The organism is Pseudonocardia lutea, from assembly GCF_042658055.1.
In the GTDB taxonomy this organism is placed as follows: Bacteria; Actinomycetota; Actinomycetes; order Mycobacteriales; family Pseudonocardiaceae; genus Pseudonocardia; species Pseudonocardia lutea.
Window position 1 is genome coordinate 1 of record NZ_JBHSQK010000074.1, and the last position, 23,551, is coordinate 23,551.

A 23,551-nucleotide genomic window follows, 5' to 3' on the forward strand; every position below is an offset into this window, starting at 1 on the left:
CGTCAGCCCGGGCACGGTGCTCGAGGCGGTGGCGGCGTATCGCGAGGCGTTCCGGCCGTCGGAGCGCCTGCGCGCCCCGTACGTGATGGTGTCGGCGGATGTGGTCGTCGCCGAGGACGACGCGAGGGCCCGTGACCTGGCGGCCGGATACGGGACGTGGGTGCACAGCATCCGCACCGGCGCCGGGGCGATCCCGTTCCCCGATCCGGCCACAGCGGGGGCGCACCCGTTGTCCGAGAAGGAGCGGGCGTTGGTGGCCGACCGGCTGGCCACCCGGTTCGTGGGTGCTCCGGGGACCGTCGCCGAGCGCCTCGAGGCGCTGCAGCGGGTCACCGGCGCGGACGAGCTGCTGGTCACCACGATCACCCACCGGCACGAGGACCGGGTCGCCTCCCAAGCCCTCCTGGCCGAGGAGTGGGCGGCCCGCGGCGGATCCCGGGGCCCGGCCGTAACCGCGCGGGTCGAACCGCGGCGACCTGACCGATCACCCTTCCCACGGAGTTGGCCATGAGCCGGCGGATGTCGTGAGTGCGGGCGCGCGCCGGGTCACGGCGAACCTGTGGCGGCGGTGGCGCGCGCGGCTCGCTCGGCTGGAGCGGGAGCGTGCCGAGGAGCAGGTCGCCGCGCTCACTCAGGTCCGGGCCGTGCTGACCCGGGCGATGCTGACGGTGGACACGTCCGCGTCGGGCGACCCGGTCGAGGCCCTGCGCCTGGCGGCCGCCCAGCTCCCCGGCGACGACCCGGTGCCCCGTCGCCAGGCACTGGAGTACCTGTGGCACGTGCTCGGGGGCGAGCCCGACCGGCCGGTGCGATGGAACGTCGTCTCCGCGGTGCACGAGATCCACCTGGGCGATCTGGCCCGCTGGACCCGAGGGCCCGGCGACGGCGAGAAGGCGCTCCGAGCGGCGACCGAGCGGGTCGAGGCCGACATCGCGAGTCTCGGGAAGGAGCCTTCCTGAATCGCGTCACCGCTGTGCAGGGCTTTGTGTCGGAAGGTCTCCGCACACGGCGACGCCTGCGACCTTGCGGTTCGCCGACCTTCCGTGTTCCTGTCGAGGAATGGGAGGAAGCGCGTTGACCCGGCGGCTGTGGGTCGACTTCGGCCGCGTCCGCACCGCGGTCTGTCGGGGCTGACGCCGGCGCCTGCGGCCCGTCCGGGCCGACGCCGCACCCGCCCACCCGCCGTTGTCCCGAAGGACCCCCATGCCCCCGCTCACCCTGCACTGGTTCCTGCCCACCAACGGCGACGGCCGCCAGCTCGTCGGCGGCGGCCACGGCGTCGGCACCGGCTCGGCCGGGTCGATCCGCCCGGCCTCGATCGAGTACCTGACCCAGGTCGCCCGCGCCGCCGAGCAGGTCGGCTTCACCGGCGCGCTGACCCCGACCGGCGCCTGGGGCGAGGACGCCTGGCTGACCACGGCGATGCTGGTCGCGCACACGGAACGGCCGAAGTTCCTGGTCGCCTTCCGCCCCGGCTCGATCTCCCCGACCCTGGCCGCGCAGCAGGCCGCGACCTACCAGCGCCACTCCGGCGGGCGGCTGCCGCTCAACGTCGTGACCGGCGGCGAGTCGAAGGAGCAGCGCGCCTACGGCGACTTCCTCGACAAGGACGGCCGCTACGCCCGCACCGGCGAGTTCCTGCGGGTCGTGCGCGCGTTGTGGCGTGGCGAGACCGTGGACCTCGACGGCGAGCACGTGCACGTCGAGGGCGCGTTCCTGGACCGGCTGCCCGAGCCGGTGCCGCCGGTTACTTCGGCGGGTCCTCCCCGGTGGCGGGGGAGGTGGCCGCCGAGCACGCCGACGTCTACCTGACGTGGGGCGAGCCGCCGGCGCAGGTCGCCGGGAAGATCGGATGGACCCGCAAGCTGGCCGCCGACCGCGGCCGTTCGGTGCGGATCGGCATCCGGCTGCACGTGATTACCCGTGACACCGCCGAGCAGGCCTGGGCTCAGGCGGAGTCGCTGCTCGCCGCGCTGGACCCGGCCACGATCGAGGCGGTGCAGGTCCGTCGCGGCCAGCGAGTCCGAGGGGCAGCGCCGGATGCGCGCCCTGCACAACGGCGTCCACGGCGGCACCGCGAGGAGCCTGGAGATCGCGCCGAACCTGTGGGCCGGCGTCGGTCTGGTCCGTGGCGGGGCCAGGACCGCGCTGGTCGGCAGCCATATCGAGGTCGCGGACCGGATGAGTGAGTACCACGAGGCCGGCATCGACGAGTTCGTGCTCTCCGGCTACCCGCACCTCGAGGAGGCGTGGTGGATGGGGGAGGGCGTGCTGCCGGTCCTGCAGCGCCGGGGGCTGTGGGAACCCCCGCCCGGCGGGGGGCTGCGCGCCGACGCGGCCCGGACCGTGCCCTTCGCCGCGCCCGCGGGGCGCCGGTAACCGCCGCGGGGACGGAGGTCGAGAACCGCCCGGTCACCGGCCCTCGTATCGTCCTCCTCTTCTGTCAGGCGCCGAGCGCCGGGATGGGGTCGGTGGAGCTCACCTCCTCGCTGCCGGCGGTGCTGTCCGGGACGGCGGTGATGCGGGCTCGGGCGAGGACGTCGAGGCCGAGCTAGCGCCGTCCTTCGGCCCATTCGTCGTGCTGTTCGGCGAGTACGGTGCCGACGGGGCGGATCACCGCGTCGCGGTCGGGGAAGATGCCGACGACGTCGGTGCGGCGGCGATCTCGCGGTTCAGGCGCTCGGCGACGCGTGGGAGCTTCTCGGCGACGGCATCGAGGACCGGCGGTGAAGGCCAGGACGTCGGCGCGGTTGTTGGACCAGATCTGGCGCCAGACCGCCCTCCGAACGCTCAGCCCTTCGCGGAGCGCGCCGAGCCCCACACGGCACCCTGGTTGACCCGATCAGGATGCAGGTCCAGCATCGCGCGGTAGAGGTCCTCGGTGGTCGAGGTGCGGGCGAGGGCCGAGTCGAAGTCGAGGATGTACCGCCTGGTCTCCTCGATGATCACAGGGTCGTCCGGGCGCTCCGGGCGCTTGTGGCCCGCCACCACGGCGCTCGGCGCCAGGTCCTCGAGCATGTCCAGTGCGGCGAGCCAGGACTTGCGGCCCTCGGCCGGGGACTCCGCGAGGTAGAGGTGGACGTCGTTATAGGCGGCGTCGCCCGCGACGACGAGCCCGATCGACGGTACGTGCAATGCCGTTGTGTCATCGGTGTCGGTGTGCCCGAGCTCGACCACCGTGAGCTCCTCGCCCTCGAGCTCGAGCCGCCCTCCGGTCAGCTCGTCGGCGACAATGAGGCGGGTCGGGATCTGGCCCGGGAACCGGCTGTGCCAGAAGGATTCGAGGAACTCGGGCGCGACCTGGGCCTTCATCTGGGCGATCACGGCCGGCACCGCGACCGGCTCGGCCTGCGGGAATCGGGCGAGCAGCGTGCCGAGCCCGAACCAGTGGTCGCCGTGGCCGTGCGTGATATAGATCGTGGTGAGGTTCTTGTCGAAGGCCGAGACCCACTCGGCCAGTGCGACGGCCTGGTCAATGGTCATCAGCGGGTCGACGAGGACAGCGTCGCGCTCGCCGTAGATCAGGGTCGACGAGATCGGGGACCACCAGCGACGGTCCAGGTCCGGCGGCAGGTCCGGCACAGCGGTCGGGATCGAGGGGGCGACGTAGACGTCGTAGTTCAGGGTCATGTCCGTCCTCCAGCGTGGCGGGGAAGCGGGCTCAACGGCCGGTGTAGGGGAACGCGGGCCGCGGTCGACCCGCCTTCAGCGCCTCCACCGCGGTGGGGATCGCGAGGCGGGTGTCCTCGGTGCGCCACAACGGCAGGGCGACGTCGAACATCACCTCGTCCGCCGCCGCCACACCCCCGGCCTCCCACGTCCGCAGCAGCGCCTTGTGCGCGGCGTGAGCCTTCGTCGGGCCCTTCGCCACGGCCTGCGCGAACCCGGTCGCCTCCTCCAGGAGGGTGTCGTCCGGGACGACCCGGTTCACGACGCCGAATCGTTCCATCTCGTCCGCGGGGACCTGCTGCGAGGTCAGCGCCCACTCCATGGCCCGGGTCCGGCCGGCACGGGCGGCGACCCGATAGACGCCGCCGAGCAGCGTCACGATGGCGATCGACTGTTCGGGGTGCCCGAAGCGGGCGCCCCGACCCGCGATGATCACGTCGCTGCGGACGGCGAGCTCGAGGCCGCCGCCGAAACAGAGCCCCTGCACGGCGGCGACGGTCGGAACGGGCAGGCGTTCGAACCGGTTGAACGTCAACAGGAAGCGCTCGAAGTTCGCCCGTAGCTCCCGCTCGTCCCAGTCCGGCCAGGGCTCGATGTCGCCGCCGAAGCTGAAGTCGGCACCCTCGGCGCGGAGCAGGACGGCACGCGCGTCGCTGCGCTCGACGGCGTCGAGCGCCTGCCCGAGCTCCTCGACCATGTCCAGGCCGATGCGGTTCTGTGGGGGGTTGTCGAGGACGAGGGTCGCGACGTCGTCGTCGACGGTCCAGGTGAGGTGAGCCATCACGGCCTTTCGTACGGCGGAGTCTCGCCGAGGACAGTGACAGAACCATAATGTCTACGGTTCAGTTCAACAAGCGGGTCTCGTGCGCGGTTGACACTGTCGTTCGCCTTATGCTTCTGTCTGCCTCACGAAGGGGTCGACGGCATCACGGCGGCCGCGAACGACTGAGGGAGTGGTCATGACCTTGCGGCTGGGTGACGTCACGTCGGACTTCACCGTGGTGCGCTGAGCAATGGATCTCGAGGAGCTGCGCGGCCCGCACGACGTCGACGTCGAGCGGGACGTGGCCATGCGCACGCGGGACGGGAAGCGGCTGTACGCCGACGTCTACCGCCCGCGCGGCGAGGGGTCGCTGCCGACGCTGCTGCGTCGGACCCCGTACGGCAAACATCTCAACGATCTGGCGGCGCCGTTCAACGAGGCCCACTACTACGCCTCGCACGGCTACCTGACCGTCGTGCAGAACACGCGTGGGCGCTTCGGGTCCGAAGGTGCCTGGTACCCCTTCGTCTACGAGGCGCGGGACGGTTACGACGCGATCGAGTGGGCGGCGGCCCTGCCCTCCTCGAACGGGCGGGTGGGCACGTTCGGACAGTCCTACGGAGCGCTGTCGCAGTACCTCGCCGCGACGCAGCGACCGCCGCACCTCGTCACCGCGGTGCCCGTCTCGGCGTACCTGGGCGAGTTCCGGAACTACTGGTACAACCACGGCGCGCTCGAGCTGTCCTGGACGCTGAGCTACTTCATGAACATGGCCCAGGACGTCCTCGCCGCCAAGGGGGACACGGCGCGACTCGCTGCGCTGCAGGCCATGCAGGTGGACCCGTCCGTCCGGTTCTCACCGCTGACCGACGAGGCGCTGCGCCACCTGCCGCTGCGGGACTGGATCGACCGGTTCGGCGACGGCGCCCCGTTCCTCGCGGACATCCTCCACCACGACACGGACGGCCCCTACTGGTGGGCCGTCGACCTGCGTCGCAGGCTGCAGGACATCGACGTGCCCATGCTGCACGTCGGATCGTGGTACGACATCGCGAACTTCGACACGCCGCAATACTTCCTGGGTCTGTCGCAGTCGGCGATGAGCGCGCGATCCCGCGCGGACCAGGCGCTGTTCATGGGACCGTGGGCGCATCTGCTGCCCTACAACCAGCCGACCTCCGGGGACACCGGCGACATCGACTTCGGCCCCGAGGCCGCCTACCCGGTGCTGCAGATGCAGCGGCAGTGGTTCGACCACTTCGTGCGCGATGGCCGGACCGGGCTGCCGCGTCCCCGCGTCACCCTGTTCGTGATGGGGGAGAACCGGTGGCGGGACGAGGAGGAGTGGCCGCCTTCCCGGGCCGAGGTCGTCCCTTGGCACCTTCGCGGATCAGGTCCGGCCACCACTGCGGACGGTGCGGGAGTTCTGGGCCCGGACCTCCCGGAGCCGGACGAGGCGCCCGACACCTACGTCTACGATCCGGACGACCCGGTCCCCACCGCAGGGGGCCGCTACGTCGGCGGCGGGGTCGCCGACCAGCGGGCCACGCAGGCGCGCGAGGACGTCCTCGTCTACACGGGCCCGGTGGCCGCCAACCCACTGGAGATCACCGGCGAGATCGCGGTCCGGTTGTTCGTGTCCACGGATGTCCCGGACACCGACTTCGTGGCCGTCCTCTCCGATGTCCATCCCACGGGGTTCGTGCAGAACCTGGCCGAAGGCGTGGTGCGGATGCGCTTCCGGGACTCCTACGACGAACCAAGCCCGATCGTCGAGGGCCGGGTCTACGAGATCCGCGTCGAACTCGGCCACCTGTCGCACGTCGTCCTCCCCGAGCACCGGCTGCGGCTGCACCTCACCTCGAGCGACTTCCCCCGCTGGGACCGCAACCCGAACACCGGCAGGCGCGTCGCGGACGCCACGTCGGTCCGGAAGGCGACCCAGGTCGTCCACCACGACGCCGAACACCCCTCCGCGCTGCTCCTCCCCGTGGTTCCGCGCTGACGATCAGTCCACATCCCGAGGGGACCGACGGGTCGGTCCGCTCAGCGAAGGGAGTACACAATGGTCAACGCTGACCGGCCGACCGTCGTCCTGGTCCACGGGTTTCTCGACGACGCCGCCGTCTGGCGACCCGTCCGGGCGGTCCTGGACCGGCGGGGGATCACCACCGAGGCGATCGATCTCGCCGGAATGAGCGGCCTGCCCGCCGAGCCGGGGCCCTACACACTGCCGCGGTACGCGGACGACGTCGTGGCGCTCCTCGACCGTGTGGCCGGCCCGGTCGTCCTGGTGGGGCAGAGCATGGGCGCGCAGGTCGTCGAGCTCGCCGCCCGACAGCGCCCGGACCAGGTGCGCGGCCTCGTGCTGGTCACCCCCGTCCCGCTGGCAGGCACCTCGCTCCCCGCTGAGGCCGTCGTACCGTTCAAGGGCTTGGGAGGCGATGCGGAGGGACAGCGCCAGGCCCGGCTCGGCCTGAGCGTGTCGTTCCCGACGGAGGAGCTCGACCGCCTCGCCGCCGTCGGTGCGACGGTCGATCCCGGCGCCGTCCCCCAGTTCGTCGATGCCTGGAACGACGGCGTCCCCGAGGGGGCGCAGCCCTCGACCTTCACCGGTCCGGTCCTGATCCTGCGCGGTGCGGGGGACGGGTTCTGCACGGCGGAGCTCGTCGACGCCGGTGTCGCCGCGCGATTCGCGGGCGCCGAGGTCCACGCGGTCGACGGTGCGGGGCACTGGGCGCACGCCGAGCGTCCGGAGGTCGTCGCCGAACACCTCGTCGGGTTGGTCGAGTCCCTGGCGGGTGCATCCGGCAACACCGCCGACGGAGTCGACGCGCAGGGCTGGACCGCCGCCTTCGAGAAGAAGACGGCGGATGCGTTCGGCGAGGCGTTCGTGGCCGACGTCCGATTGCGGGCCACGACGCTCTACCGGCCGGTCGAGGGCGCCGCGGCGGTGCAGCAGGTCATGGCGGCGGCGAGCTCGATCTACGAGTCGCTCACCTTCACCCAGCAGGCGACCGAAGGTCGGCGGGACTACCTGGAGTGGGAGGCGACGGCCTTCGGCGGGACGGAGATCAGCGGCGTGACGATCCTGACGAAGGACGAGGAGGGGCGCATCGCCGAGATCGCCATCCACCACCGGCCCCTGCAAGCGGCGCTCACGTTCTCCGAGGTACTCGGCCGGAAGCTCGACGGCATCGTCGATGCGGAGCACTTCTACTCCTCCTGACCCGCTCCGGCGGCGGGCCGGGTCAGCCGACCCGCCGCCCGGCCTCGCAGGCGCGCAGGTGGACCAGCGCGACGTCGAGGAGTCCGTCGTGGCCAACCGGGCGCCGGGCCACGAGGTCGCCGAGCACGTGCTCGGCCTCCGTCGCTGCCGAGACTCGCCGAGACGGGCGGCTCGCTCGTGGCGGTCTCGAGAGTCTCCAGCTTGGCCCGGGACTGGGGTCAGGCCGGCTACAACGCGACCAAGGGTGCAGTGTCGCTCTTGGTGAAGTCGCTGGCACTGGAACGTTGAACCCGGACGCCGCGAAGAGCTCGGCGTAGTTGGGGACCCGCGGGCGTGCGGGTCAAGGCGGTGGCGCCCGCGATCACCGCGACCGAGCCGGTCCGCGGTGTGACCGACGACCCGGAGCTCACCGCCAGGTTGGTCGACCGCTCGCGCTCGGCAGGGCACCGTGAGGACGCCTGCCGATGGGCCGATCCCGGTGGGCTGGCCCGCAGCCTGCCCGGCCTGGCCACGATCGGTGCCCCGGCGCTGGTCGCGGTCGTCGGGGACGCCACCCGGTTCCCCACCGCGCGGCACTTCAAGTCCTTCACCGGGCTCACCCCCCGCGCCGCGGAGACCGGGCAGACCGACCGCAAGGGCCAGCCCATGTCCCGAGGCCGGACCGGCGCTGCTGCGCACCACCCTGGTCCGGGCCGCGGACAACGCCCGCCGCCAGGACCCACAACTGGCGCGCCTCTACTACACCCAGATCGTCGAACGCGGCGCGAACCACACCAAGGCCGTTTGCGTAATCGCCGCCGCCCTGGCCGAACGCGCCTGGACGGTGCTGCGCCGCAGCATGCCCTACGTCGTCTGCGACACCGACAACGTCCCGGTCACCCCAGCCGCGGCCAAGAAGATCGTCGCCGAGCGTTGGACCGTCCCACCCGAGGTCCGGGCCCGGCGACGCAGCCGCAAGAACACCAGCCCGGGCCGGGCGGGGAAGGCCCCTCAGCGAGTCCACACATAACACCGCAGGTCAGACACCCGAAGGCGCCGACGAACGAGGCGACCTTCCCATCGGCCATCCTCACGCCGACGGCGACGGTGCGTAAGACACACCCTTGACACCACATCACCCACCACGGGAACCATGCGTCATGACGATCGTCGGGGCGGGCGTCCGTTCAGCCTGGTAGAACCACCCCCGCAACGTGACGCCCTCAGCGTCGAACTCGATCTCGCGGCGATTCATGTCGTCCTCCCTCGGCGTGGGCTGCAGGAGGAGCTGGCGCAGCCGCACCGGTGCGGGCATGAACCGCAGGGCCAGGAACCGGAAGCTCAGTGCCTGTCCTGACCAGCGGCTACGATGGATCCGTGACGTGGGCGGCCAGCGAGCGATACGGGCTCAGCCCTGCCCCCGCCGGGTTGGCGCTGGTCCAGGATCTGCTGAACACCGTCAGTGCGGGGCGGCCTCCCCTACCGGACCTGCTCAGCGATCTCGAGCTCGCCCGCGACTGGGCTGTCGGTGTCGGGCGGGCGTGGTCGGGTCCTGGGAGCCCGGTCGAGCTGTCCGAGGGGGACCTCGACCAGCTCCGGGACCTGCGCACCGACCTGCGTACCGCTCTCGCCGGGCAGGCGGGGTCCGCAGCCGCGGGCCCGGAGGTCCTGCGCACCCTCACCGCGGGGCTGATCCTGCATCGTGACGGACGGGTCGCCCTCACCCCCCGTGGGGAGGGCTGGCGGCAGATCGCCACGGCCACCCTGATCGAGATCGCCGCCGCGCAGCAGGCCGACCTCTGGCGGCGCCTGAAGGTGTGCCGCAACGAGCGGTGCCCGGTGTCGTTCTACGACCGGTCCAAGAACAACAGCGGGGTCTGGCACGACGTGCGGGTGTGCGGCAACGCTATCAACCTGCGTGCCTCGCGCGCCCGACGGAAGGCCTTGGCAGGGGTGCACCCGAACGAGAGGTGAGGTCACAGGCCCGTGGTCTCGTCGCGCGCCTCACGGGGCAGCCCGATGATCGGCAGCCGGCGGTCGCCGCCACCGAAGGTCGGCCGCTCCGCCACCGCCCAGTCCCGGATCTCGTCGAGCACGGCCAGGGCCGACACCCCGCGGTCCGTCAGCGTGTACTCGTACCGACACCGGACCCCGTCCCGCCGGTACTCCCGCTTGGCGAGCAGACCCCACCCCACCAGGTGCACCAGGCGAGCCGCCAGGACGTTCCGCGACACCCCGAGGCGGTCGGCGAAGTCGTTGAAGCGGGCCACGCCGCCCCGTGCCTCGTGGAGGACCCGGAGCACCCACCGGTCGCCGAGAGCGCACACGCCCTCGGCGAACCACCCGTCGTCGTCCCATCCTCGCGACGACACCTCCGCCTCCCCGTCGCGGCTCGTCACGGCTCGTTGGCCGCGGGGACGGCGCTGTGTCGCCTGCCCTCCCAAGCCATCCAGGGAAGGACGACGAGACAGGCGAGGGTACAGAGCTTCGCCGCCCACGCGACGGCCTGCTCGAGGCCGACGCGCACGGCTGGGATCATGTCGACGACGACCGCGTGCACGGCGACGCCGAGTCGGAGCGAGCCGTACTCGGCCGGCACTCCACCCAGCAGGGGCCCCAGCGCCAACCCGAACGTCATGCACGCCGTCGCCGTCATCGACGCCCTCCGCCGGGCAGCGGGAGGATCGCCTCTGGCGGTGTCGCTCAGGGTGGCCTGCGCCGCCGCGGTCGCGATCCCCATGCCGAATCCCTGGACGGCGCGGGCCACGAAGAGCAGCGTCACCTCCCGGACGCGCAGGAACACGACGTCGCCGACGACGAAGGCGCCCAGCCCGACCAGGATCGGCGCCCGTCGGCCGATGGTGTCCGACAGCGGACCGGCCAGGACCAGACACAGCAGGATGACCGCGACAGCGGTGGCGTAGAGCGCGGTCTGCACCGACGTCGAGATGCCGAGCTTCGCGCGCCGCTCGCCGTTGAGCGCGCTCGGCAGATTGTTGCCGATGTAGAGGGTCGTCAGGGCCACAGCGGCGGCGACGAACGGAACAGAGGTTCCGTGACGCAGGGTTGCCCTGCGAAACGCAGATGGCATGCGTGGACGATAGGGCAGCTCAGACGGTGAGTGCAAGACCCGACTGCACCCTTGATGCGAGTGCTTGCGTAAGAGGCAGAAGGTCTGTAACTCTTACGCAGTTCCCGAGGAGGAGGTCGCGGTGACGACAGGAGAGCTCTCGTACGAGGTGTTGGTCCTCGACGGCGTGCCGCGGGCCGGAGGTCAGACCCTGCCGACGGGGGAGGGGATCGTGTCCTCCCCGCTCGCCGTGACCCTGGTGAAGGGGGTCGAGGACGCCGTGCTCGTCGACGCGCCCTACACCTACGGCCAGGTCGACCGGGTCCGCACCTGGATCGAAGACTCCGGTCGCAGGCTCCGGCACGTGTACATCACGCACGCCCACGGGGACCACTGGCTGGGATTGGCCGAGCTGTTGTCGACCTTCCCGGACGTGTCCGTCCATGCCACGGCGGGCACTCTCAAGCGCATGGAGCACGAGGGCACGGCGGGCCGCGAGGCGTTGTGGGACAGAATCTTCCCGGGTCTGGTTCCGCCGTCGCCCGTCCTGGCCGAGGCCGTCCCGGAGAGCGGTTTCGAGCTCGAGGGACACCGGTTCGTCCCCATCGAGCTGGGCCACACCGACACCGACGACACCACCGCGCTCTGGGTGCCGTCCCTCGGGCTCCTCGTGGCGGGCGACTCGGTCTACAACGGGGTCCACCAGTACGTCCTCGAGTCGTCGGCCGAGGGCTTCGACTCGTGGTTCGCCGCGCTCGACACACTGGAGGCGCTCGCGCCCCGGCACGTCGTCGCCGGACACAAGGCACCGGGAGCGGACGACGATCCGGCGACCATCGGTCAGACCCGCGCCTACCTCCGAGACGCTCGCGACCTGCTCTCGCGGGTCAGGGCCCCGGAGGAGTACTACAACGAGATGCTGCGCCGGTATCCGTTGCGCATCAACCCAGGACCGGTCTGGTACGGCGCCGTCGGACTGCTCGGTCCGACCACCCGGCCCTCCGCAGCCCATTCCTGACACCCGTCCTCCTGCACTGCCGATGACAAGGGAGTTGTCGCATGCCCGACAGAGGGTTGCCATCCACCGCGGCCGATGACCCGGTGCGCTCCACCGTCCGAGAGACGATCACGGTCACGCAGCTCCTCGCGAGGAGTCCGCTGGGTGCCCGCCGGACCGCCTACATCGTCATCGGCTTCTTCTGCGTCCTGCTCGACGGCGTCGACATCGGCGCCTGGGGCTTCGTCTACCCCCACCTGGTCCGCGACTGGGGCGCTGGTCCGGGACAGATCACCACGATGGTCACCGCCGGCTACATCACGCTCGCCCTCGGCGCGCTCGTCGTGGGTCCGTGCGCAGACCGTTGGGGACGGAAACCCACGCTCCTGGTCAGCATCGTGCTCTTCGGCGGGTCGATGGTGGCCGCGGCCTTCGCGACCGACATCGTGACCATCGGCGTGCTGCGCGCCGTCGCCTGCTTCGGGCTCGGGGCCGTCTTCCCCTCCGCGATCGCGCTGGTGTCCGAGTTCCTGCCGCAGCGCCGCAAAGCACTCCTCGTCGCGATCGTGTTCGCAGGCTTCCCGCTCGGGCAGGCGGTGGTCGGCTACCTCGCGGCCTTCATCGTGCCCACCTTCGGCTGGCAGGTGCTGCTGCTGGTCGGCGGGATCCTCGGCCTGGTGCTCGTCCCCGTCGTCTGGCTGTTCCTGCCGGAGTCGATCGCTCTGCTCCTGCGGCACCGCAGAGACGATCCGCGGGCCCGGCGGACCGTCGACGCGATCGCACGGTCGACCGGTGTGTCGGGACCGGTCGAGCTCGTCGTCGACCGTGACCCCGCCGACGAGGGGGACCGGGGCGGGGTCCGCACCGTCCTGTCGCGGAAGGTCCTGCTCACCAGCGTGGTCGTCTGGTACGGCTACCTGGCCAACTGCACGGTCACCTACGTCCTGATCGGCTACCTCCCCCTCATCATGGCGAACATGGCGATGGATGCCTCCGCCTCCGGCCCGGTCATCGGGTTGGCCGGCTGGGGCGGGGCGATCGGCTCGCTCGTCATCGGGTACGCCATGAGCCGCATCGGGCAGTACCGCGCGCTGGTGGCCGGCCTCGTGCTCACGGCGGTCGCCGTCGCGGCCGTGGCCGTCGGCACCTGGACGCTCGGCGGGCTGCTCGTCCTCGGCTTCCTCTGGGGGCTGCTCAACGCCGGGTCCAACGGGGGCATGAACGCCTTCGCCGCCTCCGCGTTCCCGACCCGCGCACGAGGCACCGGCCTCGCCTGGATGCACTCGGCCGGCAAGCTCGGCGCCATCGCCGCCGGACTGTTCGGCGGGCTGATGATCGGCGCAGGCTGGGGTATCGGCGCGATTTTCGTCAGCTTCGCCGTCCCGGTGCTGATCGCCGCCGCAGGCTTCGCCGTCCTGGGTCTCAGACAACGCACCCCGTCACCGATCGGAGAGGACCACTGATGACCGACGCCGCAGGCATCACGACCGCAGAGGTCACCGAGCAGGACTGGACCGGAGCCTTCGCCGCCAAGGAGGAGGCGGCGTTCGGCGAGAAGTTCACCGCCGACGTCGTGCTTGAGGCCGCCGCGCTCCTGCGGCCCGTGCGGGGCCGTGCCGACGTCCAGATCTGCATGGGGACCGCGAGCAGGTACTACCGCTCACTGGTCTTCACTCACCAGGCGACCAACGGCGCCCGGACGTACGTGGAGTGGGAGGCAGTCGGCGCCTCCGGGGTCGAGTTCTCCGGGGTCACGGTGCTGACCCGCAACGAGGAGGGCCTGATCCAGCACGTCTCGATCAGCCACCGGCCGTTGGGGGCGACCCTGGAGTTCTCCGCGGAGATGCACCGACTGACGGAGGGGAGGATCGCGCCCGGACACTTCCGGGCGGCGGACTGAGCGTCCGCCGACGGGGGTGGGCTGCCGCGTCGAGGAGCTCGACGTGGCAGCCTCGGAGGAAACCGGCGGCAGGCGGTCCGGTCCACCCGACGGAGGAGACGGCGATGACGAGCGGTGCGGGAGAGTCGAGGGACTGGCCTGCGACGACCCGGTACAACCTCTCCGGCGCGCCGGGCGAGCTCGGCCTGGTACAGGACTTCCTCAACACCATCGAGGAGGGCTCCGTCGCACCGCCGGACCTGTTGGCCACCCTCCCCGCCGCCCAGGAGTGGGTCGACGAGGTCCGCGGGCTGTGGTCGTCCCTCGACGACGCCTGCTGGGGGAGGGACCTGCCACCGTTGACCGAGCGCGACCGCAGACGCCTGGTCGCGATCCGCAGGCGGATGTTCCGAGGCCTCTTCCCGACGGCGGCGGAGGACGGCGGCCTCGCCGAGCCGCAGGCACACGCGGGTGTGCGGTTGACCCTGTCCCAGGGCGAGGTCTCGGCCGAGCCGACGGGACGGGGCTGGGCGCAGTTCGAGTCCGCCCTGCTCCTCATCTGCTACCGAGCTCGACTCGCCGGCCACCTGCGTCGGCTCAAGACCTGCAAGAGCCACGAGTGCGACGTCGTCTTCTACGACCGATCGCCCAACAACAGCGCTGTCTGGCACGACGTCAGGGTGTGCGGTAACCGCGCCAACGTGCGCGCCCACCGGGCTCGACACCCTGGTCGTGCCGCCGTGACTTGAGAGACGGGACTCCTAAGAAATGATCATCGACTCCGCAGACCTCGCAGAGGCGGCGGCCTACAAGCTGCTCATCGGATCGATCGTCCCCCGCCCGATCGCCTGGGTCAGCACCGTCTCGCCCGAGGGCGTGGCGAACGTCGCCCCCATCTCCTTCTTCACCGCCGTCGGGCGACGTCCCCCGATGATCTCGATCTCGCTGCAGCCGCGGTCGGACGGGGTCACGCTCAAGGACACCTTCATCAACATCCGCGACACCGGCGAGTTCGTCGTGAACATCGCGACCCTGGCCAACTCCGACGCCGTACACCGGTCCGCGTACGAGTTCGAACCCGAGCAGGACGAGTTCGAGCTGCTGGGACTGGAGAAGGGGCCTTGCGAGACCGTCTCCGCGCCGAGGATCGCAACGTCCCCGATCTCCTACGAGTGCCATGTGGACCGGATCATCCCCGTAGGCGAGCTGGAGAACGTGGTGTGGGGCAGGATCGAGCGGTTCCACGTGCGCGACGACCTATACCTGGAGAACGGGCGCATCGACACCGCCGGACTCGCGCCGGTCGGCCGGCTCGCCGCGGAGTACACCCATGTCGGTAACGTGTTCACCACGCCGCTCCCAGAGGACACGCTGCAGGCACTGAGCACCGCCCGGATGCGCCGCCTCGACGGGCTCGAGACCGACTTCTCGCCGATCGACACCGCCGCCTGGTCGGCGTCGGGTTCGACACGGCCGGAAGCATCCTGACGTCGGAGAACCGCGAGCTGCGCAAACGGGCCGAGCAGCTCGAGCAGGAGAACGAGATCCTGCGCCGGGCCACTGCCTACTTCGCCCGCGACGTGCTCCCAAGATGATGTACCCGCTGGTCCTCGACCTCGCCGCCGGCAACATCCCCGTCGCGGTGACCTGCCGGGTGTTGGGCTTCAGCGTCGACTGGTTCAACCACGACCCCTGCACAGCGCCACCGGGGACGTCCCGCCCGCCGAACTCGAGGCGGCCCACTACCGTCAACGAGCACGCCACCGGAGCCGCAGCGCTCAAGCCGATAGCACTCCGGACACGCCGGGGTGGTTCACACAGCCAGGCGGCGAGCGTCAGGCGGACGAGCGGGTGGACAGCGCGACTCCGGCGGCGGCGTAGTAGCTGTGGCTGAACTCGCAGGGCGTGCCGGTCGAGTCGATCAGCAGCCGCTCTTTGAGCAGCAGGAGCGTGGACGGCGGGACCTCCAGCAAGCGCCCGGTGCGTTCGTGCGCCCGGACCGCGTGCACTGTCGTTTCGATCCGGCTCACCTCCGACCCGTGAGCCCGGGCGAAGAGCTCGTCGAAGTCCGCGGGGGAGTCGCAGCTGAGCGGCCGAGTGGGGACACCCGACCGGGAGTAGCGCAGGTACACGATGAACGGCCGCTCGTCGCGGTACACCCGATATTCGCCGACGGTGATCGTCGACTCCTCGGTGCGCAGGATGCGGGCGAGGAACGGCGGGGTCGGCACCGTGGCCACGGACAGTCGTTCCGCCCGGTATCGCGCGGTCTCCGCCGGGTCCCAGCCGATCCCGTTGTCCAGGGTGAGATCGGCGATCGTCTGCTCGATCGTCGTCCCCGTCCGCCGGTTGCGACGCACGAGGCCCTCCTCAGCCAGTCGAGCCAACCCGCGGCGCACCGAGTTGCGGCTGACACCGAAGTGCGTCGCGAGCTCCTGCTCGTCCAGCCGGGCTCCGACGGGAAGCAGCCCACTGCGCAGGGCCGCGCGCAGCTCACCGTGCACCGACGTCGCGGAGTGCCGCAAGGGGAGACCTGCCCGATCGACCTCGGCGCGGGCCGGAGGAACGACGACCGGCGCCTGTGTCGGTTGACTCGCCCGGCCGCGCCGGGTTTCGGTGCTCAAGGCGGTCCGCGCAGCAACATAATGGGACACGCTGTACTCGCGGGGGACGCTGTCCGCGCTCCATAGCACCCGGGACTTGACCAGCAGCGCGGTATCGATCGGAACGCGGAGCTGTGCCGCGACCTTCTCGTCTGCCTCCACTGCCTCCACCCAGCAGTCCACCGCCCCCAGCGGGCTGCCGTAGGCCTGGGTGAACTCCCTGTCGAAATGGGTGTCCGAGGAGGTGAGCACAAGTCTGCGCTCGGCGCCGTCGGACAAGCTGAACCGGGTGTAGAGCATCGTCGGCTCGCCCCGGCGAACCAGCACCAGGTCCGTGAGGTGGACGCGGGGCCCGTCGTCCGCCAGGTACCGGCGGGTGAGCGGGGTGGCAGCGACCCAGCGGCGTTCCAGGACCTCGCAGTGGTACGCCTCGGCGCCCGCCGTCCTCCAGCCGACGCCGTTGTCGATCTGGACGTCCGTGATGTCCGAGCGGACGACGGTCCCCGCGCGGGGGGACCGCGAGACGATCCCTTCGGCCACGAGAAGACCGAGTGCGGCGCGCACGGCGTTTCGACTCACCGAGAACCGGTCGACCAACGTGGACTCGTCCAGCCGGTCGTCCGCCTCGATCAGGCCGGTGCGGAGGCTGGACCGCAAGGCACCATGGACGCTGGTGACGGACCGCAGCCGGACCCGGCGGTCCCGGAGCGCGCGCTCGCGCGTCACGCGGCGGTACTCCTGCTCGTCCTGCGCGGCTCGCATATGTCCTCCAGCCTGACCGGGCGGCATGTCGACGGCCGCTGCGCTGAGGCACGCACGGATCGTTCGACGAGCAGATGCCGCTCCCGTCACCGGTTCGTAACGACCAAGTTGCGCCGCTCCGGCACGGCGCGCCGCCGCCAGCAGAAATCAGCGGAAAAACGCGTGGCCGCGGTCACAGGAAATGGTTCCGCTGAGTGGCGTGGCTCGCTCCGCCCGGACCGCAAGTGGCGATCCGGGTGCGTCCGCCTCGTCGTCCATCGCCTGTGAGCAGCGCTTTCGACGGTCGGCTCGGTGCGGCCGGGCTGGCGGGTATCGGCGTAATTCCGGTTTGACTCCGCGTGTCACGCCGTGGCAATACGGCCTCCATACGGTTCTCGCCATCCCCCCGACGGCGACGAAGATCCGGTGATGTCCGTATGAGTGCACCCCCCTTCCACCTGGGTTGGTTCTATTCGAAGGGTTTCGGCCCGAAGGCCTGGAAGCACGGGTGGGCGGGTCCGCGAGCGGCGGTGGCGCGGTTCACGAAGCCGGACGTCGCCGTTGATCTGGCCCGGGCGATGGAGCGCGCCTGCTTCGACTACCTGATGATCGAGGACTCGTCGAACGTCCCGTACACCTACCAGGGCTCGCACAACGCCTACCTGCAGCACTCCGTCGACACCCCGAAGCTCGACCCGATGGTGCTGGCCCCGTTCCTGCTGCAGGCGACCGAGAAGCTCGGGGTCGTCGTGACCTGCTCGACGACCGAGTACCACCCGTTCATGCTTGCCCGCGCGATGAACGCCCTCGACCACACGTCGGACGGACGGGCCGGCTGGAACGTGGTCACCGGCTCGAACGACGGCGGGGCGCAGAACTACGGCCGGGACAAGCAGTACCCGCACGACGAGCGCTACGACATGGCGGACGAGTTCCTCGAGGTCGCGCACGGGCTCTGGCGCAGCTGGGACGACGACGCGCTGGTCCTCGACCTGGAGAAGGGCGTCTTCGCGGACGGCGACAAGGTCCACCCGCTGAACCACGAGGGGACCTACTTCCGCTCCCGCGGCCCGCTGTCGGCGCCGCGGTCGCCGCAGGGCTCGCCGGTGATCTGCCAGGCGGGCGGGTCCGGGCGTGGCCGGGCGTTCGCCTCTCGCTGGGCGGAGACGATCATCTGCGCGGCCCGCGGTGTCGACGCGATGAAGGCCTATCGCGAGGACGTCCGCGCGCAGGCCGACGCGGCCGGCCGCGATCCCGACTCGATCAAGGTCCTGTTCCTGATCTCGCCGATCGTCGACGAGACGCCGGAGGCGGCGCACGAGCGCCGGCAGGCGCGCTACGACTTCGCGGAGAGCGAGGTCGAATTCGGACTCGCCGCCCTGTCGCGCAGCTCCGGGATCGACTTCTCGCAGTTCGCGCTCGACGAGCCGCTCCCCGCCCTGACGTCCAACGGGCACCAGTCCAGCGTCGCGCAGATGGAGGGCAGGGTCCTCCGGGACGTGCTGCGCTACCAGCGCCACCTCGAGTGCGTCCCGCTCACCGGCACCGCTTCGAGCGTTGCCGCCGAGATGCGGGAGATCATGGCGGAGGTCGGCGGGGACGGGTTCCTGCTCAACGAGAGCTACTTCTCCCGGCGGTACGTCGCCGAGATCTGTGACGGACTGGTGCCCGAGTTGCAGCGGCTGGGTCTGACCCGGACCGGCTACGAGTTCGACACCTTCCGCGAGAACCTCCTGGCCTTCTAGAAGGAATCCGCTATGAGCGCACGACCTTTCCACCTGGGCTGGTTCTACTCCAAGGGTTTCGGCCCGAAGGCGTGGAAGCACGAATGGGCCGGTCCGCGGTCCTCGGTGGCGCGGTTCACCAAGCCGGACACCGCCGTCGACCTGGCCCGGGCCATGGAGCGGGCCTGCTTCGACTACTTCATGATCGAGGACTCGTCGAACGTTCCCTACACTTTTCAGGGTTCGCACAACGCGTACCTGAAGCACTCGGTCGACACCCCCAAGCTCGACCCGACTGTGCTTGCGCCCCATCTCATCGCCGCGACCGAGAAGCTCGGGCTCGTCGTGACCTGTTCGACGACCGAGTACCACCCGTTCATGCTCGCCCGGAAGATGAACGCGCTCGACCACGTCTCCGACGGTCGGATCGGGTGGAACGTGGTCACCGGCTCGAACGACGGCGGGGCACAGAACTACGGCCGGGACAAGCAGTACCCGCACGACGAGCGCTACGACATGGCGGACGAGTTCCTCGAGGTCGCGCACGGCCTCTGGAACGGGTGGGACGAGGACGCACTGGTCCTGGACCTGGAGAAGGGCGTCTTCGCGGACGGGGACAAGGTCCACCCGCTGAACCACGAGGGGACCTACTTCCGCTCGCGCGGCCCGCTGTCGTCCCCCCGCTCCCCGCAGGGCTCCCCGGTGATCTGCCAGGCCGGCGGGTCCGCGCGCGGGCAGGCGTTCGCGGGCCGCTGGGCCGAGACGGTCATCGCCTCCGCTTCCACCCCGGAGAAGATGAAGGCCTACCGGGAGAACGTCCGCGCCACTGCCGCCGCGCACGGCCGCAACCCGGACCACATCAAGATCCTCTTCCTTGTCTCGCCGATTGTCGACGAGACCCAGGAGCGCGCCGAGGACCGCTACCGGCGCAGCCTGGAGATCGACGCGAACGAGATCGAGTACCAGCTCGCGTCGCTCTCCCGGCAGTCGGGGATCGACTTCTCGCAGTTCGCGCTCGACGAGCCGCTGCCCGAGACGTTGGTCAGCAACGGGCACCAGTCGATGGTCGCCCAGTGGCAGGGCCGGGTGCTCGGCGACGTCATCCGCGGCAATCCGCTCAACTCCGGCTCCGGTGCGTTCGTCGGCACCCCGGACCGCGTCGCCGCGCACATGGACGAGGTGGTGCAGGAGGTCGGCGGGGACGGGTTTCTGCTGGTCAACAGCTACTTCGCGCGCCGGTACGTCACCGAGATCTGTGACGGTCTGGTGCCCGAGCTCCAGCGCCGCGGGCTTACCCGCACCGCCTACGAGCACGACCGGTTCCGCGACAACCTGCTCGCGTTCTAGGGGGCCATACGATGATCATCACTGCCCAGCTGGCCCTCGGGCCGGACAGCACTCTCCCCGCCGTCGAGTCCGCGGTCCGTGGTCTCGAGGCCGCGGGCGTCGCCGCGGTCTGCGTGCTCGACGCTGCCGACACCGGCGCGGTGAGCTCGTTCGAGTCGACCACCCTGTGCGGGCGGCTGGCCTCGACGACGTCGGCGATCGGGCTGGTCGCCGGCAACTCCGCGCTCTACGGCTTCCCCTACCATCTCGCCCGCCGGCTGGCGAGCGTCGACCACTTCTGCGACGGTCGCTCCGGTTGGCTGCTGCGGACCGGGACGGCCGCCTCGGAGCAGTCGGCCTACGACTGGCGCTCCAGCCGTGGGCGGGCCGCGGAGCTGCATCGCGCCGCCGAGTACGTCGAGATCGCCCTGGAGCTCTGGGACTCGTGGGAGGACGGCGCCCAGTATCCGGACAAGGTGACCGGGGACTACAAGGACGACTCCCGAATTCACGCGATCGACTACCGCTCGTTGGCCTTCCGGGTCGAGGGCCCGCTCGACGTGCCCCCCTCGCCGCAGCGGCGGCCGGTGCTGGTAGCCGAGGTCGGCACGGCCGACGAGGCCACCTACCTCGCCCCGGCGGTGGACGTGGCGCTGGTGCCGGACGCGGCCGTCGCCGCGGCGGTGCGTTCGGTCGACCCGACCACGCTCGTCCTGCTCGCCCTGCCCGCGGACATCCCGGCCGCGGAGGCCATGCAGCGGTGCACCGAGACGGGCGCCGCCGGCGTCGCACTGGAGTGCTCGACCGACACCGCCGAGGCCGCGGCCACGCTGGCCGCCGCGCTCGGTGCCAGCCGCGCACCGGGCGGCACGCTCGCCGCCGCGCTCGGCCTCGCGGACACCCTGACCCACGGAGGACGCGCCGCATGACGCGCATGCACCCCGAGAAGATGCACCTCAGCCTCAACCTGACCGAGTACGGTCGGCACTCCGGTGCCTGGCGGCACGCCGTCAGCGACGTCAGCCGGATCCCGAACCTCGAGGCCTACCGGCACGCCGTGCGCACCGCCGAGCGCGGCCTGTTCGACCAGGCCTTCATCGCCGACACCCCGGTGCACACCTGGGGCCGGTCCAGCGCCACGACCACTCGGATCGACCCGCTGGAGATTGCGGCGGCGCTGTCCACCGAGACCGAGCACATCGCGATCATCGCGACCCTCTCGACCAGCTACAACGAGCCCTACGACGTGGCCCGCCGGGCGGCGTCGGTGGATGCGATCACCGGGGGCCGCCTCGGGATCAACTACGTCGCGTCGACCGGGGACGCGATGGCGCGCAACTTCCACCGGGCCCGCCAGCTGCCGCACGACGAGCGCTACGTGCGCTCGAACGAGTTCATCGAGGTCGTCACGAAGCTCTGGGCGAACGCCCCGACGGCGGACCGGCCCGGCGAACAGGTCACCCACCACGGGCGGTTCTTCGACGTGGAAGCCACCTTGGACGTCCGGCAGCCGATGCACGGCAGGCCGCTGATCGTGCAGGCGGGCTCATCGGAAGAAGGGCGCGACCTAGCCGCCCGCTGGGCGGACGCGATCTACGCCGGCGGTTCCACGCTTTCCCGCGCCCAGGAGTACTACCAGGACATCAAGCAGCGGGCGGTCGCCTACGGGCGGGACCCGGACAGCATCAAGGTGCTGCTGGGCATCGCACCCTTCCTCGGCGACAGCGCCGAGGAAGCCGCCGAGCTGCAGGCCGTGCTCGACGCCAACCACGCGGAGGGCGCGGACCTGATCGGGCACCTGTCCGGCCTGCTCGAGTACGACCTACGCGCGCACGACCCGGCCGGTCCGCTGCCGTTCGACCTGCTCCCGCAGGTCAAGTCGGCGAGCGTCAGCCAGGCCACGCTGTTCACCCGCATGGCACGCGAGGAGAACCTGACGATCACCCAGACCGCCTATCGCTCCTACGTGGGCGGGCTGGCGAACATGCAGTTCGTCGCCACCGGCACGCCGACGCAGGTGGCGGACGTGATGGAGGAGTGGTTCCGCGCGGGCACCTGTGACGGCTACTCGCTCGTCGCGCCGATCCTGCCGCAGACCATCGACGCGTTCGTGGACGGCGTGGTGCCGATCCTGCAGGAGCGCGGTCTGTTCCGGACCGGCTACGAGGGGAACACCATCACCTCCCACTTCGGGTTGTCGGCGCTGGACCCCCGCGTGCCGGTGGCGGTGGCGTGATGCCGGGCCGCACCCGGGACGTAGACCCGTTCCACCTGGCCTGGTTCACCTCGTTCACCGCCCCCGCCTGGCGCTCCACCTTCGGCGGGGACACCGGCACCGAGTGGATGACCGGCGAGTACTACGTGTCGATGGCGCGCCAGCTCGAGCGCGCCGGCTTCGACTTCATGATGTTCGAGGACTCGACGATGGTGTCCGAGGCGCTCGGCGGCACCATGGAGCAGGACCTCAAGCACAGCCTGCACAGCCCGAAGCTGGACCCGTTCCCGCTGCTGCCCCTGCTGGCCAAGGCCACGAAGCACATGGGCTTCATCGCGACCGGCTCCACGTCGTTCTACTCGCCGTACATCCTCGCCCGGGTCATGGCGACGATGGACCACCTCACCGGTGGTCGCATCGGCTGGAACATCGTCACCTCGTCCGAGGACGTCGCGGCGCAGAACTACGGCATGGACGCCCTGCCCCCGCACGACGAGCGCTACGACCGCGCCGAGGAGTTCGTGCAGGTCGTCAAGGCGCTCTGGGACTCCTGGGAGCCGGGCGCGATCGTGATGAACCGGGAGACCGGGCACTACGCCGACCACACCAAGGTCCACCGGATCGACTACCGCGGGAAGTACCACGCCTCCCGGGGCCCGCTGAACATGCCGGCCGGGCCGCAGGGACACCCGGTGCTCTGCCAGGCCGGCGGCTCGCCCAAGGGGCGGGACTTCGCGGCCAAGCACGCCAACGCGATCGTCGCGACCAACCCCAACGTCGAGAAGATGGCGGCCTACCGGGCGGACATCAGGGAGCGGGCCGCCAAGCACGGTCGCAACCCCGACGACGTCAAGGTGCTCTTCCACGCCGCGCCGATCATCGCGGAAACCACGCAGGAGGCCCAGGCGGCCTACCACCGCGTCTTCGGGATGGATGACCCGCTGCAGATCGAGCAGACGCTGGCGATGACCGCGGCCGTCACGGAGATCGACTTCTTCCAGTACGACCTCGACGCGCCCATGCCACAGGACCTGAAGACCAACGGCCATCAGTCCGTGCTCGACGACTTCATGAAGCGCAACGAGGGCAAGACCCTGCGCGAGTCGCTGGGCGAGCGCCTCCGCCTGGGCCCGCTGCTCGTCGGAACGGTGTCCGAGGTGGCGGACCAGATGGAGGACATCGTGGCCCGCACCGGCGGCGACGGCTTCCTCATCCGGGCGGAGACCGGCCTGTCCCACACCCGCCGCTACATCGACGAGATCTGCTCCGGCCTGGCACCCGAGCTGCGGCGCCGCGGGCTGATCCGCAGCGACTACCCGAACGACCTGTTCAAGCAGAACCTCCTCCAGTTCTAGG

General features: G+C 70.9%; 22 protein-coding genes and 3 pseudogenes. 18 read left to right on the top strand and 7 right to left on the bottom strand.

Going from position 1 to position 23,551, the window contains the following annotated elements:
• From ACFQH9_RS24910 to ACFQH9_RS24920, 3 genes and pseudogenes are all read left to right on the top strand, one after another.
• The coding region (locus ACFQH9_RS24910; RefSeq protein WP_465269542.1) for an LLM class oxidoreductase at nt 1-511 on the top strand (511 nt) is incomplete at its 5' end.
• A gap of 13 nt (nt 512-524) precedes the next feature.
• The gene (locus ACFQH9_RS24915; protein WP_379569531.1) at nt 525-959 is read left to right on the top strand and encodes a hypothetical protein; all 435 of its coding nucleotides are present in this window, start codon (nt 525-527) and stop codon (nt 957-959) included.
• A 244-nt stretch (nt 960-1,203) separates the two neighbouring features.
• Nucleotides 1,204-2,379 (top strand): annotated as a pseudogene (locus ACFQH9_RS24920) (LLM class flavin-dependent oxidoreductase).
• A 64-nt stretch (nt 2,380-2,443) separates the two neighbouring features.
• On the opposite strand, the pseudogene ACFQH9_RS24925 reads toward ACFQH9_RS24920, so the two are convergent.
• The 3 genes and pseudogenes from ACFQH9_RS24925 to ACFQH9_RS24935 all read right to left on the bottom strand — a co-directional run.
• Nucleotides 2,444-2,776 (bottom strand): annotated as a pseudogene (locus ACFQH9_RS24925) (transposase); the annotation flags it as partial.
• A gap of 14 nt (nt 2,777-2,790) precedes the next feature.
• Nucleotides 2,791-3,630 carry an MBL fold metallo-hydrolase gene (locus tag ACFQH9_RS24930; protein WP_379569533.1) on the bottom strand — a complete coding sequence of 280 codons (840 nt, stop codon included), beginning with the start codon at nt 3,628-3,630 and terminating at the stop codon, nt 2,791-2,793.
• 31 nt (nt 3,631-3,661) lie between these two features.
• Nucleotides 3,662-4,450, bottom strand: a complete 789-nt coding sequence (locus ACFQH9_RS24935) for an enoyl-CoA hydratase/isomerase family protein (protein WP_379569535.1) — start codon at nt 4,448-4,450, stop codon at nt 3,662-3,664.
• Nucleotides 4,451-4,682: 232 nt separating this feature from the next.
• Here ACFQH9_RS24935 and ACFQH9_RS24940 point away from each other — a divergent pair, with 232 nt between their 5' ends.
• The 3 genes from ACFQH9_RS24940 (at nt 4,683) to ACFQH9_RS24950 (ending at nt 8,768) form a co-directional block, all read left to right on the top strand.
• Nucleotides 4,683-6,437 carry a CocE/NonD family hydrolase gene (locus tag ACFQH9_RS24940; RefSeq protein ID WP_379569537.1) on the top strand — a complete coding sequence of 585 codons (1,755 nt, stop codon included), beginning with the start codon at nt 4,683-4,685 and terminating at the stop codon, nt 6,435-6,437.
• Nucleotides 6,438-6,497: 60 nt separating this feature from the next.
• Nucleotides 6,498-7,661 (top strand): alpha/beta fold hydrolase, encoded by a 1,164-nt coding sequence (locus tag ACFQH9_RS24945; RefSeq protein ID WP_379569539.1) that lies wholly within the window; start codon nt 6,498-6,500, stop codon nt 7,659-7,661.
• A 387-nt stretch (nt 7,662-8,048) separates the two neighbouring features.
• Complete coding sequence (locus ACFQH9_RS24950; RefSeq protein WP_379569595.1) at nt 8,049-8,768, top strand: transposase; 720 nt, start codon at nt 8,049-8,051, stop codon at nt 8,766-8,768.
• 7 nt (nt 8,769-8,775) lie between these two features.
• Here the strand turns inward: ACFQH9_RS24950 and ACFQH9_RS24955 are convergent, their stop codons facing one another.
• Nucleotides 8,776-8,955 (bottom strand): hypothetical protein, encoded by a 180-nt coding sequence (locus tag ACFQH9_RS24955; RefSeq protein WP_379569541.1) that lies wholly within the window; start codon nt 8,953-8,955, stop codon nt 8,776-8,778.
• 62 nt (nt 8,956-9,017) lie between these two features.
• On the opposite strand from ACFQH9_RS24955, the gene ACFQH9_RS24960 reads away from it, so the two are divergent.
• A complete protein-coding gene (locus tag ACFQH9_RS24960; protein ID WP_379569543.1) occupies nt 9,018-9,614 on the top strand; it encodes a CGNR zinc finger domain-containing protein in 597 nt (198 codons plus the stop codon).
• A 2-nt stretch (nt 9,615-9,616) separates the two neighbouring features.
• Here the strand turns inward: ACFQH9_RS24960 and ACFQH9_RS24965 are convergent, their stop codons facing one another.
• Both ACFQH9_RS24965 and ACFQH9_RS24970 read right to left on the bottom strand, forming a co-directional pair.
• Nucleotides 9,617-10,012: a winged helix-turn-helix transcriptional regulator gene (locus ACFQH9_RS24965; RefSeq protein ID WP_379569545.1), complete on the bottom strand. Its 396-nt coding sequence runs from the start codon at nt 10,010-10,012 to the stop codon at nt 9,617-9,619.
• A gap of 23 nt (nt 10,013-10,035) precedes the next feature.
• On the bottom strand, nt 10,036-10,665 hold the full coding sequence (locus tag ACFQH9_RS24970) for an MFS transporter (protein WP_379569547.1): 630 nt from the start codon (nt 10,663-10,665) through the stop codon (nt 10,036-10,038).
• Between the two features lie 187 nt (nt 10,666-10,852).
• Here ACFQH9_RS24970 and ACFQH9_RS24975 point away from each other — a divergent pair, with 187 nt between their 5' ends.
• The 6 genes and pseudogenes from ACFQH9_RS24975 to ACFQH9_RS25000 form a co-directional block, all read left to right on the top strand.
• Nucleotides 10,853-11,728 (top strand): MBL fold metallo-hydrolase, encoded by an 876-nt coding sequence (locus ACFQH9_RS24975; protein WP_379569549.1) that lies wholly within the window; start codon nt 10,853-10,855, stop codon nt 11,726-11,728.
• Between the two features lie 83 nt (nt 11,729-11,811).
• Nucleotides 11,812-13,170 carry an MFS transporter gene (locus tag ACFQH9_RS24980; RefSeq protein WP_379569551.1) on the top strand — a complete coding sequence of 453 codons (1,359 nt, stop codon included), beginning with the start codon at nt 11,812-11,814 and terminating at the stop codon, nt 13,168-13,170.
• Entirely contained in the window at nt 13,170-13,607 is a 438-nt protein-coding gene (locus ACFQH9_RS24985) for a hypothetical protein (RefSeq protein ID WP_379569553.1), read from the top strand. Before ACFQH9_RS24980 ends, ACFQH9_RS24985 begins: the two co-directional genes overlap by 1 nt.
• Before the next feature lie 104 nt (nt 13,608-13,711).
• Entirely contained in the window at nt 13,712-14,335 is a 624-nt protein-coding gene (locus tag ACFQH9_RS24990; protein ID WP_379569555.1) for a CGNR zinc finger domain-containing protein, read from the top strand.
• A gap of 19 nt (nt 14,336-14,354) precedes the next feature.
• Nucleotides 14,355-15,074 (top strand): flavin reductase family protein, encoded by a 720-nt coding sequence (locus tag ACFQH9_RS24995; RefSeq protein WP_379569557.1) that lies wholly within the window; start codon nt 14,355-14,357, stop codon nt 15,072-15,074.
• Nucleotides 15,074-15,255 (top strand): annotated as a pseudogene (locus tag ACFQH9_RS25000) (IS3 family transposase); the annotation flags it as partial. The gene ACFQH9_RS24995 and the pseudogene ACFQH9_RS25000, both read left to right, overlap by 1 nt.
• Nucleotides 15,256-15,421: 166 nt before the next feature.
• Here the strand turns inward: ACFQH9_RS25000 and ACFQH9_RS25005 are convergent.
• Nucleotides 15,422-16,951 (bottom strand): GntR family transcriptional regulator, encoded by a 1,530-nt coding sequence (locus ACFQH9_RS25005; protein ID WP_379569559.1) that lies wholly within the window; start codon nt 16,949-16,951, stop codon nt 15,422-15,424.
• A 416-nt stretch (nt 16,952-17,367) separates the two neighbouring features.
• On the opposite strand from ACFQH9_RS25005, the gene ACFQH9_RS25010 reads away from it, so the two are divergent.
• Genes ACFQH9_RS25010 through ACFQH9_RS25030 form a run of 5 tightly spaced genes read left to right on the top strand, consistent with a single transcriptional unit; the run spans nt 17,368 to nt 23,550 of the window.
• Entirely contained in the window at nt 17,368-18,675 is a 1,308-nt protein-coding gene (locus ACFQH9_RS25010) for an NtaA/DmoA family FMN-dependent monooxygenase (protein ID WP_379569561.1), read from the top strand.
• Nucleotides 18,676-18,687: 12 nt separating this feature from the next.
• Complete coding sequence (locus tag ACFQH9_RS25015) at nt 18,688-20,001, top strand: NtaA/DmoA family FMN-dependent monooxygenase (RefSeq protein ID WP_379569563.1); 1,314 nt, start codon at nt 18,688-18,690, stop codon at nt 19,999-20,001.
• Between the two features lie 11 nt (nt 20,002-20,012).
• Nucleotides 20,013-20,909: an LLM class oxidoreductase gene (locus ACFQH9_RS25020; protein ID WP_379569565.1), complete on the top strand. Its 897-nt coding sequence runs from the start codon at nt 20,013-20,015 to the stop codon at nt 20,907-20,909.
• Nucleotides 20,906-22,216: an NtaA/DmoA family FMN-dependent monooxygenase gene (locus ACFQH9_RS25025; RefSeq protein ID WP_379569567.1), complete on the top strand. Its 1,311-nt coding sequence runs from the start codon at nt 20,906-20,908 to the stop codon at nt 22,214-22,216. The genes ACFQH9_RS25020 and ACFQH9_RS25025 overlap by 4 nt, the downstream gene beginning before the upstream one ends.
• Complete coding sequence (locus tag ACFQH9_RS25030) at nt 22,216-23,550, top strand: NtaA/DmoA family FMN-dependent monooxygenase (RefSeq protein ID WP_379569569.1); 1,335 nt, start codon at nt 22,216-22,218, stop codon at nt 23,548-23,550. Before ACFQH9_RS25025 ends, ACFQH9_RS25030 begins: the two co-directional genes overlap by 1 nt.
• Nucleotide 23,551 lies beyond the last annotated feature (1 nt).